General features: G+C 70.9%; 10 protein-coding genes and 1 pseudogene. 8 read left to right on the plus strand and 3 right to left on the minus strand.

Annotated features, from left to right (window positions below; translation table 11 throughout):
• The first annotated feature begins 170 nt into the window (after window positions 1-170).
• The gene (locus tag K3769_RS14285; protein WP_267026810.1) at window positions 171-602 is read left to right on the plus strand and encodes an ATP-binding protein; all 432 of its coding nucleotides are present in this window, start codon (window positions 171-173) and stop codon (window positions 600-602) included.
• Window positions 603-635: 33 nt separating this feature from the next.
• A complete protein-coding gene (locus K3769_RS14290; RefSeq protein ID WP_267026811.1) occupies window positions 636-1,535 on the plus strand; it encodes a hypothetical protein in 900 nt (299 codons plus the stop codon).
• 16 nt (window positions 1,536-1,551) lie between these two features.
• Here K3769_RS14290 and K3769_RS14295 read toward each other — a convergent pair whose 3' ends face one another.
• The gene (locus K3769_RS14295; RefSeq protein ID WP_267026812.1) at window positions 1,552-3,090 is read right to left on the minus strand and encodes a ricin-type beta-trefoil lectin domain protein; all 1,539 of its coding nucleotides are present in this window, start codon (window positions 3,088-3,090) and stop codon (window positions 1,552-1,554) included.
• A gap of 275 nt (window positions 3,091-3,365) precedes the next feature.
• A complete protein-coding gene (locus K3769_RS14300) occupies window positions 3,366-4,277 on the minus strand; it encodes an RNA polymerase sigma factor SigF (protein WP_267026813.1) in 912 nt (303 codons plus the stop codon).
• 239 nt (window positions 4,278-4,516) lie between these two features.
• Here K3769_RS14300 and K3769_RS14305 point away from each other — a divergent pair.
• The 6 genes and pseudogenes from K3769_RS14305 to K3769_RS14330 form a co-directional block, all read left to right on the plus strand.
• Window positions 4,517-4,882, plus strand: a pseudogene (locus K3769_RS14305) (STAS domain-containing protein); the annotation flags it as partial.
• Between the two features lie 457 nt (window positions 4,883-5,339).
• Window positions 5,340-5,843, plus strand: coding sequence for an ATP-binding protein (locus K3769_RS14310; protein WP_267026815.1), 504 nt, complete (start codon window positions 5,340-5,342; stop codon window positions 5,841-5,843).
• A 770-nt stretch (window positions 5,844-6,613) separates the two neighbouring features.
• Window positions 6,614-7,318 (plus strand): LPXTG cell wall anchor domain-containing protein, encoded by a 705-nt coding sequence (locus K3769_RS14315; protein WP_267026816.1) that lies wholly within the window; start codon window positions 6,614-6,616, stop codon window positions 7,316-7,318.
• A gap of 37 nt (window positions 7,319-7,355) precedes the next feature.
• Entirely contained in the window at window positions 7,356-8,312 is a 957-nt protein-coding gene (locus K3769_RS14320; protein ID WP_267026817.1) for a COG1470 family protein, read from the plus strand.
• Between the two features lie 41 nt (window positions 8,313-8,353).
• Window positions 8,354-9,523 carry a hypothetical protein gene (locus K3769_RS14325; protein WP_267031369.1) on the plus strand — a complete coding sequence of 390 codons (1,170 nt, stop codon included), beginning with the start codon at window positions 8,354-8,356 and terminating at the stop codon, window positions 9,521-9,523.
• 77 nt (window positions 9,524-9,600) lie between these two features.
• Complete coding sequence (locus K3769_RS14330; protein ID WP_267031370.1) at window positions 9,601-10,914, plus strand: hypothetical protein; 1,314 nt, start codon at window positions 9,601-9,603, stop codon at window positions 10,912-10,914.
• Between the two features lie 116 nt (window positions 10,915-11,030).
• Here the strand turns inward: K3769_RS14330 and K3769_RS14335 are convergent, their stop codons facing one another.
• The gene (locus tag K3769_RS14335) at window positions 11,031-12,533 is read right to left on the minus strand and encodes an oligopeptide:H+ symporter (RefSeq protein WP_267026818.1); all 1,503 of its coding nucleotides are present in this window, start codon (window positions 12,531-12,533) and stop codon (window positions 11,031-11,033) included.
• Between the last annotated feature and the right edge of the window lie 261 nt (window positions 12,534-12,794).

Raw genomic sequence — 12,794 nt, forward strand, 5'->3', positions numbered from 1 at the left:
CGAGGGTCAGAATACGCCAGCCGCTTGCGTCTTCCTAAGATTAGGAAATACCGTCAGTGACGCGCCGCACACGCTGCGGAAGTGCACCGCGCCGTCCTGCCAGGACGGCCGCGGCCCTGCCACCGCCCGTGCGACTGGCCCCTCACCCCACCCACCCCTGGAGCTGACGCATGCCCGGAAACGCAACCGGCACCGGCATCGAGACCGAACCCTGGGAGTACTCCGTCTCGATCCCCAACGACCCCCGCGGCGTCACCATCTGCCGCCGCACCCTCCGCCTCATCCTCACCATGCACGGGTTGATCCGCCTCGTGGATGTCGCCGAACTCCTCGCGGCCGAACTGGTCGCCAACGCCGTGCTTCATACGAAGGGGCCCGCCACCCTCCGGGTCTGCTGGTCTGTCGGGGTCCTGCGGATCGGCGCGTGGGACACGGACCCGGAACCGCCCGAGCCTCCCGGAGAGTTGACGGCACTCACGGACGCCGAGGGCGGCCGAGGCCTCGCCCTGGTCCACGCCTGCTCCGACGCCTGGGGCTGGCACCCCCTGTTCAGGCACGGCAACCACGGCAAGTACGTGTGGTGTGACCTGGCCGCCGTGTAGCTCGTTGATCAAGTCGGAAAGAAAGGAGAGCCCATGGTCGGCTCGTCACACGAGGCCATGCACCGGATCTTCCAGAAGGATCCCGCGCTGCTGACCCGTGCCTTGCAGAGCGTCTTACGCATCCCCTTCCCCGAGCCGCGCGAGTTCGCCGCGATGAACGTGGACCTCACGGAGATCGAACCGATCGAGCGACGCGTTGACACGCTGCTGCGAGCGGAGACCGACGACGGGGCCTACCTCCTGGTCGTCGAGTCCCAGGGAAAACCGGACGAGAGGAAACGCGGCAGCTGGCCGTACTACCTCAGTTATCTGTACGAGAAGTACCGCTGTGAACCGGTGCTCATCGTGACCACGCAGAGCAGCGCCACCGCTCGCTGGGCGTCGCAGCCGATTCATCTTGGCGTGCGGGGGTGCCCTTCACTGACGGTACGTCCGTTCGTCCTGGGGCCGGACAACGTGCCGGTGATCGCGGACGAACGAGAGGCCGCCCAGGACGTACCTCTTGCGGTGCTGTCGGCGATGACACATGGCAAGGGCCCGCAGACCGCGCCCATACTGGAGTCCCTGGCAGCCGCCCTGCGGACCATCGACCCGGACAGTGCCGCGGTCTTCGTGCAGTTCGTCGACTCATGCCTGGCAGACCCCCGGGCACAGCAGATGTGGAGGGACCTGATGACGGCGATCCAGTACTTCTGGCGGCACCCGCTTGCCGAGCAGGTGCGTGAGGAAGGCCGCGAAGAGGGGCGGGAGGAGGGGCGGGCTCTGGAGCGGGCCGAGAGCGTTCTTCGGACTCTTCAGTGGCGTGGCATCGACGTGCCCGACCTCGTGCGTAAGCGCGTGCTCGCCTCCACCGACATGGACGAACTCGGTTGCTGGCTCGACCGTTCCTACCGGGTCGCCGATGCCGGGGAGTTGTTCGTCGAGGGCGCCTGAGCCCGGTACGGGCGGGTTACGCCTTGCCCGCCCTCCACCGCTGTACCGACACGCCCGTGTCCGGGGACAGGTCCAGGCTGTTGTCGCCCGACGGGGTCAGGGCGTGGTCCGGGGCTATGGCCGGGCTGATGGCGCCTGTCTTCGTGACCGCGAAGCGCAGGTTCGGGCCGTTGTGGCCGTCCAGTGAGGCGCATTCCCAGATGCCGACCCCGTCGTCCGTCGCGCCCCGGCTGTCCAGGCAGAAGTCGGGGTCCGCGTACGACCGCAGAGCGCCCTCGTCGGTGTCGACGCGCCAGCGCTGCGTGCGAGACGAGGAGCAGGGCGCCGTGATGACGTCCGTGCCCTTCTCCAGGTCGCCGTGCTCTATGTCCAGGCAGCGGCCCGAGGCGAGGTTCACCACCTGCGTGTAGCGGCCCCCGGGAGGGGAGGGAGGCGGCTGTGTGTAAGAGCGGGTGGGGCTCGGGGTCGGGGACTTCGTAGGGCCGGGGGTGCGCGTCGGCTTCGGGGGAGCCGGGGTGGACGGCGGCCGTTCCGCAGGGGCCGTCGCCGTCACCGTCACCGGCGGGCGGGCCGGAGTCGTCGTACCGGCCGCCCCCTGCGGTTGTGAGCCGCCCGAGGGGACGAGGAAGAGGAGCAGCGGGGCCAGCGCTCCCCCGAGCGCCGCCGAGGTGAGGACGAAGCGGCGGGAGGGTGGCCAGGTGCTCAAGGCCGTCCAGGGACCGGGCTCCGGTTGCTCGTGGGCGTGCGGCCCGGTTCCGAGGGTCGCCGCGTACGCCGTGCCGCCCCAGGGCAGCAGGCCCTCGGCCAGCGCCGTACGCGGGTCGTCCCGCAGGGCGGAGAGCACCTCGTACGCGGTCGCGCACACCCCGCACCCGGTCATGTGGGTCCGCAGATCCGTGCTGTACCGGGGGCTGTCGGGGTGTACCGACTCCTCGATCAGCCGGCGGAAGTCCTGGCAGCGCGGGTCCCCGGACGAGGCGAGGTGGGACTGCAGGAACGTCGCGCGCAGCGCCTGTAGCGAGGACTCCAGCCCGTACGCCACGTCCTGGCGCGTGAGCCCCAGCAGTTCCGCCGTCCGGTCCTCGGGCTCCCGCTCGACCAGCCCGTACCAGATGAGGCCCTGGATGCGAGTGGGGAGCGAGTGGAACGCGTCCAGCATCGGCGGGGTCGGGCCGCCGGGGCCCGCCTCGTGCAGCCGCGCGAGCAGTCCGGGGTCGAGGCGGCGGGAGTGCTGGTCGGCGGCCCAGACGACGGCCAGCCGCCAGGCCAGCAGCAGGAGTTGGTGCCGCCACGGCCCGCGCGGGTCCGTGCCGCGCTCGGTCTCCCGCGCGGCGAGCGTGAACGCGTGGGCCGTCAGCTCCCGGGCCGCGTACTCGCCGGTCGTGCACAGGCGCGCGTACGCGAGCACCGCGGGGCGGTGGCGGGCGCGCAGTTCCTCCAGCGCCGCGGCCCCGGCCGAGGCGTCGGCGCGCAGCAGTTCCGTGAGCCGTGCGTCGGACGCCCCCGTGTGCACGCCGCCACCGGGCCGATCGTCTTCATCCTCGCCCCGAGCCATGCGTCTGCCTCCCTGCGCCCGCGCCGTCACTTCACTCGGCTGCTGACGTACCAGCCAGTTTGCCGGGTGACCATGGTGGGGGAAGGGGGCCGGACGGGAAAGGGGTTCCCGTAAGTAACTCGGGTGCGTCGAATGACGGATGGGACGGGACGCGAGGTGCGGGGGACGGGGAGCCGTCCACAGGTAGAATGCGTGGGGCCGAGCCGGTTCGACCGGCTCGGCCCCACGCATGCACCCACGTGTTCACCCGCGCATGTCCTGCTGCGACGGAGGTGTCACTCCTCGACGGTCAGGCCCCTGCGCAGTCGCACCAGCGTCCGCGACAGCAGTCGCGACACGTGCATCTGCGAGATGCCCAGTTCCTCGCCGATCTCCGACTGGGTCAGATTGGCGACGAAGCGCAGCGACAGGATCTGCCGGTCGCGCTGCGGAAGTTCGGCGATCAGCGGCTTCAGCGATTCCACGTACTCGATGCCTTCGAGCCCGTGGTCCTCGTAACCGATCCGGTCCGCCAGCGCGCCCTCGGAGTCGTCCTCCTCGGGCTGGGCGTCCAGTGAGCTGGCCGTGTAGGCGTTGGACGCCGCCATGCCCTCGACGACCTCGTCGTTCGACAGCCCCAGGCGCTCCGCCAGCTCTCCCACCGTCGGAGCGCGGTCCAGTTGCTGTGCGAGTTCGTCGCCGGCCTTCGCCAGGTCCAGGCGGAGTTCCTGAAGCCTTCGCGGTACGCGCACCGACCATGACGTGTCACGGAAGAAGCGCTTGATCTCGCCGACGATGGTTGGCATCGCGAAAGTGGGGAACTCGACGCCGCGGCTGAGTTCGAAGCGGTCGATCGCCTTGATCAGGCCGATCGTGCCGACCTGGATGATGTCTTCCATCGGCTCGCTGCGGGAGCGGAACCGGGAGGCGGCGAACTTCACCAGGGCGAGGTTCAGTTCGACCAGAGTGTTGCGGACGTACGAATACTCGGAGGTGCCTTCCTCCAGCGACTCAAGACGCCCGAAGAGAGTCTTGGAGAGCGCTCGCGCGTCGACCGGGCCCACCTCCGCGAACGGGGGGATCTCGGGAAGCCCGGCCAGGCCGGCGTTCTCGTCGGCGGACTCTTCTTCCAGTTCGTCCAGAGGGCGTGTCGACGTCGCCCTCTGGGCATGCGATGCGTCGAGCCGGGGTGACATGCTGTCCTCCATCGTTCTCGGCATATGGCTGCCGATGCCGATACGTGCACTGCGGTGTGCGGCGCCTCCAAAGCCGGCCGTGTCGAAAACTGTCTCTACTAGCCCTACCCGCTTTCGTGACCCACTCGCAAGTGAGTTTTGCGGTGAAATGTCCGATTCTTGGCGGTTGTTCGGGTGTCAGAGTGTGCAGGGAAGGCGTAGGGTTCGAGTGCGTCAACGAACAACCACATCGGTCGGAAGAGAGAGACGGCATGGACCGCGGGACGGTCGGCAGCGCACAGTCGGGCCGGCTTCTGGTCGAGGTGCGAGAAGAGGGCACTAGTGCCGTCGTCACCCCGGCGGGTGAGCTGGATCACCATACGGCGGATCTTCTGCGCGAACCGGTCGAGGACTGCCTCGACCGCGGGTTCGTGCGTCTCGTCGTGGACTGTTCACGGTTGGAGTTCTGCGACTCCACCGGACTGAACGTCCTGCTCGGGGCTCGGCTGCGCGCCGAGGCCGCCGGGGGCGGGGTCCACCTGGCGGGAATGCTGCCGGTGGTGGCCCGGGTCTTCGAGATCACCGGGGCGGAGGCCGTCTTCACCGTGCACGACACGCTGGAAGCGGCTCTGGACGACAAGGGCGGGGCGGGTGACTCCGCACAGGCGGACGGCTCGGCCGCGGCGGGCGATGCCGGAGCCGCAGGGTCCGGGGGCGACCGGCCCGCGGCTGATCGGGGTGACTAGGCGCCGGGGTGCCGTCCTGCGGCCGCATCGGGCCCGGGACGCCTTCGACGTGATCAACGCGATAGCGGAGTCTCGTCATCCGTTCCGAACATGTGGTGTTCCCGCGGTTCGGTCGGGCAGGAGACATCCTGGATATGTCAGCGGATCGAACGGCAAGCGCGCGGCAGTCCCGGACCACTCCCGGAACCCGAGGGTCCTGTGCTTTCCAGGTACGCGGGCGCGCAGGTGTGTAGGTATGCAGGTACGCGGGTGCGCCGTGTGCCAGGCACGCAGGTACGCCGTGTGTGCGGAATGTGCTGAGAACTGAGTCTTGAATCGTGAACTGGTGAATCGGTGAGGTGAAGCGCTGATGAGCACCACCCGGCCTTACTCGCCGGGCGACCGCGGCCCTGAATCGGGCGACGGCGGCGCTTCCGGGGCGTCCCCGGGCGGTACGCCCTCCGGGCGTCATGCCCGCCGGCTGAACTTCGACGGCGAGAGCGGCGTCGTCCCGCTCGCCCGCGACTTCGCCCGGCAGTCGCTGTACGAGTGGGGGTGGCTGCCCGCGGCCACCGCCGATCGGCGGGCCGCCGCGGAGGACGTGCTGCTGGTCGTCTCCGAACTGGTCACCAACGCCTGTCTGCATGCGGAGGGTCCGGACGAGCTCTGGATCTCCTGCGAGAACAAGGTGCTGCGGATCGAGGTGTCCGACCGTGGGGCCGGTCAGCCCGCGCCGCGTACTCCGCACCGGGCCGGGCGGCCCGGCGGGCACGGGATGTTCATCGTGCAGCGGCTGTGTCTGGACTGGGGTGTGATCCGGGCGGAGGGGGCCGCGGGGAAGACGGTGTGGGCGGAATTGGGTGCCCCCGCGTAGCGCTCCGCTGTGGTTTGGCGTTGCCCTGTGGGGGGCGGTTTCTTGGTGCGGGTCCGCCAGGGCCGGGGTGCGCAGTTCCCCGCGCCCCTAAAAGACTGCGCCGTTCCCCGCGCCCCTGAAGGCAGAAGGCTGCGCCGTTCCCCGCGCCCCTGAGGGCGAAAGACTGCGTCGTTCCCCGCGCCCTGAAGGTAGAAGGCTGCGCTGTTCCCCGCGCCCCTGAGGGTGAAAGACTGCGCTGTTCCCCGCGCTCCTGAGGGCACAAGACTGCGCCGTTCCCCGCGCCCCCAGGGGGCTGGTTGCGCCGTTGTTCGCGGTTCTGGGGGGCTGGCTGTGTAGGGCCGGGCGGCCCTGGCATCCAGGGGCGCGGGGAACTGCGCGTCCAGCCGTAGCGGACCGTCAGATCTTCACGCGGCTCACCCTCGCTCCCTGAAGCGCCCCCCGAGGCGCCCCCGGAAGCGGCCCCGGGAGAAGTCCCCCGGGAGGCGACCCCCGGGCCTCGCGACCCCCGGGCGGCGCGACCCCCGGGGAGACGCCCCCGGGGAGACGCCCCCGGGGAGACGCCCCCGGGTAGGGAGGGCCCCCTCCCTCGCCCCGTCGCTCACTTCGTGCGCATTGGATCCTCACGGATCCAGTGCGCATTTTGTCTTCCCTCGGCGAGGGGCCGGGCGTACCTTGACGGCCGATCTGATGTTCCGTCAGGAACTGTTCCAGGAAGTGTCAGGAACCGTGTCAGGAATGGCTTCAGGAACGCCTTCGGGAATGAGGGGACCGTGTCATACCGGACGTACCAGAAACGAACCGCAGCGCTCGCGTCCGCCGCGGCCCTGGCCGGCTCGGCGGTGCTGATGGCCGCCCCCGCAGCCCGGGCCGACGTCGTGGACGTCAACTACCAGTGCAAAACCCCCATCGGGGACAAGTCGGCCGTCTCGCCCATCGACATCAAAAGCGTCAAGAGCGGCAGCGGCTACCGGCTCACGATGACCTTCGAGAAGGGCGTCTCGTCCAGCCCCGTCGAACTGGGCAAGGGCGCCATGAACCCGAGCGCGGTCATCAAACTCGGCGGCGCCGACAGCGGCACCGTGGCGGTCAAGGGACCGCCGAACCCGGCCGCGATCCCCGCCAACACCCCCATCAAGATCACCGACCTGACCGGCACGTACACCCCGAAGGGCAGCGGCAAGGTCACCTTCACCGCGGGTGTGCTGACCATCAAGGCCCTCGGTACGACGACCACGTGCACCCCCGGCAACAATCCGAAGCCCTCGCTGACCGTGACCGTCGCGGCGGCGGCCGGCTCCACGGGCACCTCCGGTGCCACCGGTTCCTCGCAGGACACCCCGGCGGGCGGTGAGGAACTGCCGCAGACAGGCCCCGAGGACTCCGCGATCGCCCTCGGCACCCTCGGCGGCACCGTCCTGCTGGCGGGCGCGGCCGGCGTGCTGTGGCTGACCCGGCGCCACCAGGCCCGCGGCTGAACCGCCCCGCACCAGCCCTTCTGCTCCGGAGCCGCCGATGCCGTTCGCCGTCCGTGCCCTGTGCCTCGCCTCCGTGACCGTGCTCGGCGTCGCCCCGGTCTCCGTGGCCGACGACTGGTCCGTCGTGCCCTCGGCGGGCGGCGGGATCCAGGACGGCCGGCCGTACTTCTACGCCGAGGGCGCGCCCGGCACGGTCCTCCAGGACACCGTGTCGGTGCGCAACCCCGGCGGAAAGCCGCTGACGGTACGGCTCCGGGGCGCCGACGCCGACAACGGCGCCGACGGAACGCCCTCCGTACGGGCGCGGGCGAAGGACACCGGAGCCTGGATCACCTTCGCCGAGCGGACGGTACGGATCCCCGCGCGCACCCGTGCCGACGTGCCCTTCACCGTGAGCGTCCCCGCGGACACCACCCCCGGCGACCACCCCGGCGCGATCCTCGCGAGCGCCCGGGGGCGGACCGCGGCCGTACGCATCCAGCTGCGCGTCGGCGGGCCGGCCCTCCGCGCGCTCACGGTCGAACACGTGCGGATCCACGACGACCGGATCTCCTACGAACTGGTCAACCGCGGCACCACCGTGCTGACCCCGAAGCTCGCCGTACGCGCCGAGGGGCTGTTCGGCGAGGTGCTCGACCGGGCCCCGCGCACCCTGCCCGTCGAACTGCTCCCCGGCCGCCGCGTCCGGCTCGACGAACCCTGGCCCGACCCGCCCCCGCTCGACGGCGTCGACGTCGAGCTGACGGTCACGGCGGAGGGCGGGGCCCGCGCCGAGGCCGCCGCGGAAGCGTGGTTCGTACCGAAGGCGGCGGTGGTGACGGGCGCGCTCGCCGGGCTCGCGGTGTGCGCGGGCGGCGCCCTGTGGTGCGTACAGCGTGTGCGGCGCGCACGACGTGTACGGGGTGTACGGCTTCGGGGGCGGCCGGGGCCGGGGCCGGTGGAGGACCCCCGACAGCCGCGTACGAAAGTCGAGTCGACGGGAGCGGTGATGTGAGCGGCACGGCTGAAGGGGTGCGTCGGTGGCGGGCGGTCGCGATGGCTGTGGCGCTCGCGCTCGTGCTGATCCCCTTGGTGGGAACCACCGCCACCGCGGCGGAGAAACCGCAGGTGAAGCTCTCCAAGTCGCAGGCGGGGACGGGCGGTTCCGTCACGGTGAGCGGCAGCGGCTGGCGGGCGAACGCTCTGCTGATGATGCTCGTCTGCGGTCGGTCCTCGACCGACCGGGGCGTGATCGGCGGGACCAACTCCTGCGCCAACGCGGACGGACGGGCCGTCACCACCGACGCCAAGGGCCGCTTCAGCAAGAAGCTGCCGGTCACCGAACCACCCGTACCGTGCCCCTGCGTGGTCCACGTCGCGACGGTCACCGGCGCGGAGGCGCAGGCCGACGCCCCCTTCCTGGTCGCGGGGCACGAGGTCGAGCCGCTGCCCAAGGAGGACAGCGCCGGGCGGCTCTCGGTACTCACCGACACCCGGCTCGACGGGTCCAGCGGTCTGCTCACCTGGTTCGGCGCGCCGCCGGCCCGCACGCTCGTCTTCACCGTCGGCAACGTCGGCACCACCGCGGTGAAGAACCCGGTCTTCCAGGTCGGCACATCCCACGGTGTGTTCGCCCCGCAGTGGGAGGAACACCAATGGCGCGGCACCATCGGCCCCGGCAAGAAGGCACGGATCACGTTGCCGGTGGAGCTGACCGCCGGTGCGCACGGCGACTACACGGTCTCCCTGAAGTTCGGCGGCAAGGTGCTCGCCGAACAGCCGTGGGGCGTGGGCCGCCCCTGGGGTGTGACCCTCTTCTGGCTCCTGGTCTGCGTCGTCGTACCGGCCGCGCTGTTCCGCACCGGGATGGCCGTGGTGGACCGGGTGCGGCCGAGTGGTCCCCACGCGCGCGCCGGACGGTCCCGGGGCGGACGCGTTGTGCGGCCCGGTCGCGGTGCGCACGGCGTGCGGCGCGGGGGGCTGCGGCTGCCCGAGGTCACTTGGCGGATGCCGAGGCTGAATCTCTCCCCGCGCGCCGAAAACCCCGGCGCCGACCACGACGTGGCCGGTTCCGGCTCCGACGCAGGTACGCGTACCCGCGCCCGTACGCACTCCGCTCTGCCCTGGTTCACCCCGGACACCGATCCCGGGGCCGCCGAGGCCGATCAGCTCTCCGCACCGCACGGGAACACTCCGACGACCCCCACCAGGAAGGGAAACACGTGAGTACGCAACGGAGAGTCCGGCCCGGGCCGAAGAGACCCGGAGGCGGCCGGAGAGCGAGCGCGGCCGGAGTCGCGATGATGCTCGGCGGTGCGGGAGTCCTGCTGGGTGTGGCGGCGGCGCCCGCCCAGGCCGCCGAGGTGTCCTACGCGACCGACTGCGTACCCCCGCCGGTCTCCGGACTGCCGACGGTCAAGGGCACCACGAAGGTGGAGGTCACCGCGCCCGCCACGGCGAAGGTCGGTGACGAGGTGGAGGTGGTCTGGAAGTTCACGCAGGCCGCGTCCAAGAACCCCGACCTCATCGACCTGCCCGCCGACTCGGTGCAGCCGTCCGGCACCCTGAAGGCGGTCGGTGCGCAGACAGCGTCCGTCGCCATGCAGGGGCCGCGCGAGAACCCGGCGATCCCCAAGGGCGGGGCGATGATCCTGTCCGACATGAAGGGCAAGCTGAAACTGACGACGGCCGGCGAGGTGACGCTGACGCCGGACGCGTACGCCATCAACGTCATGTCCACGGACACCAAGTGCGCGCCGACGGAGACGGTGCAGCCCGCCGCGACGATCGAGGTCACGGCGGGGGAGGGGGACCCGCCCCCCGAGTCGCCCGACCCCACCGACCCGGCGACCACCGGCGGTACGACCGGCGGTACGACAGGCGGTGACACGACGACCGGCGGCACGACGGGCGATACGACCGGGGGCGGCGACACCGGCGGTACCACCGGCGGCGGTGGGGAGCAGACCGACTTCACCGGCAAGGCCGTCGACATCCCCTACGCGTGCAAGACGCCGATCGGGGACAAGGACGCGACCTCTCCGGTGCAGATCAACGCCAAGAAGAACGGCGGGAGTTACGACCTCACCGTCCAGTTCAAGGGGTCCGTGATGGACAGCCCCGCCGACATCCCGGCCGACTCGGTCAAACCGTCGATGGAGGTCGTGCTGGGCGGCGCGGACAAGGGCACGGTGGCGGTCGAGGGGCCGACGAACGCCGAGGCCATCAAGTCCGGGGATCCCATGGTGATCTCCGACATGACGGGTACGTACAAGCCGGGCGCGGACGGGGAGTCGACGCTGTCGCCGGGCGTGCTGACGGTGAAGGCGCTCGGGACGACGACCACGTGCACGCCGAAGGAGTCCGCGGTGTCCCTGACGCTGGACACCTCCGCCCAGCCGGGCGGGGCGGCGGGCGGGAGCGGCTCCGTCGGCGGTGGCGCTTCTGGTTCCGGTGGGAGCGGGTCTGCCTCGGGCGGGCTCGCGGAGACCGGTAGTGACGACGGTGGGGGGTTGCGGGCGCTCGGGCTCGTCGCCGGGACGGCGGTGCTGCTCGGCGGAGCGGTGTTCACGTTCATGCCGGGCGCCTGGCGGCGGGCTTCGCGCAGGGCGCCGTAGGGGTGAGCGGGGTGGGGGGCTGCGGGTCCGCCGGGGCCGGGGTGCGCAGTTCCCCGCGCCCCTGAAAGCCAAAGACTGCGCGCGCCGTTGACGTGCAGCCCCCCTCCGCGGAGCGGCTAGTTCACGTTGCCCATCAAGGACTTGACCTTGTTGCGGTACATGTAGATCGCCGCGCCGGCGACCACCGCGAGCGTGGCCTCCAGGGCGACGACGCCCATGCCGTTCAGGTCGACGCCGGCGATGGAGAGCAGCGCGGTCGTGGCGTCCCCGGCGGTGACGGCCAGGAACCAGACACCCATCATCTGGGACGCGTACTTCGCGGGAGCCATCTTCGTCGTGACGGAGAGGCCGACCGGGGAGAGGGTCAGTTCACCGACGGTCTGTACGAAGTAGATGGCGACCAGCCACAGCGCGGCGGCCTTGTGCCCGCCGTCGGCGATCGTCAGCGGAGCCAGGAAGAGGAAGAACGAGGCACCGACCAGGACCAGACCCGACGAGAACTTCACGATCGTGCTCGGCTCCCGGCCGGCCCGGTTCAGCGCCAGCCATGCCCAGGCGAAGACCGGGGCGAGCGCCATGATCATGACAGGGTTGACCGACTGGTACCAGGAGACCGGGAACCCCCAGCCGAAGACGCTGTTCTCGGCCGACGACTCGGCGAAGATCGACAGCGTGGAGCCGCCCTGGTCGTAGATCATCCAGAAGACGGCCGCGGCGACGAAGAACCAGATGTACGCCGACATCCGCGACTGCTCGACCTGGTCCAGTGACTTGTCGCGCTTGATCCGGGCGATCACCCAGACCGGGATGACCAGGCCGACGACCGCGAGCGGAACCATGATCCAGTTCAGCGTGTAGTGGCCCGACAGGGCGACGACGGCGTAGAAGACCACGGCGACGGCCAGCCACAGCAGACCCTTGCGCAGGGTCGAGGCCTTCTCCTCGGCGGACATCGGCGTCGGGACGACATCGGACCGCGCGTCGAGGTGGCGGCGGCCCATCAGGAACTGCGCCAGGCCCAGGGCCATGCCGAGCGCGGCGAGCGCGAAGCCCAGGTGCCAGTTCACCTTCTCGCCGATGGTGCCGATCACCAGCGGAGCGGCGAAGGCGCCGAGGTTGATACCGATGTAGAAGACGGTGAAACCGCCGTCGCGGCGCGGGTCGTCCGGGCCCTTGTAGAGGTGGCCGACCATCGTCGAGATGTTGGCCTTCAGCAGACCCGAGCCGATCGCGACGAGACCGAGGCCCGCGAAGAAGGTGCCGGACGAGGGCAGTGCCAGCGTCAGATGGCCCAGCATGATGACCAGTCCCGCGACGGCGACGGTCTTGCGGGGGCCGAGCACGCGGTCGGCGAACCAGCCGCCGGGCAGGGCGAGCAGGTACACGAGCGACAGGTAGACCGAGTAGATCGCGGTCGCGGTGCTCGCGCTCAGGTGCAGGCCGCCGGGGGCCACCAGGTAGAGCGGGAGCAGTGCACGCATGCCGTAGTAGGAGAACCTCTCCCACATCTCGGTCATGAAGAGTGTGGCCAGTCCGCGGGGGTGGCCGAAGAAGGTCTGCTCGTATCCGGAACCGGGGGTGCCCGGGGAGACCGAGTCCTTCGTCAGGCTGGACGCCATGGTCGTTCCTTGCTGGTCGGGACGCGCCGCCGAGGGGGACACCGCGAGAGCGGAGCCCGCTCGGGCGGTATGGGGTTGCGCGCCCGGTGGGGGAGGCGGCCGGCACCGGCGGGTCGGCCGTCCCGCCCCACGCCCACGGGGAGTTCCGCTCCGTCCTCGCTCGGCGAGGTCGAAGTGGTGGACGACGACCACCGGGATCCACGCCCGGCGCGCGTTCCCACGCTGGCCGGGCCCGGCCACAGGTCATTCCTTTCAAGGCTG

Source organism: Streptomyces ortus, assembly GCF_026341275.1.
Taxonomy (GTDB): Bacteria; Actinomycetota; Actinomycetes; order Streptomycetales; family Streptomycetaceae; genus Streptomyces; species Streptomyces ortus.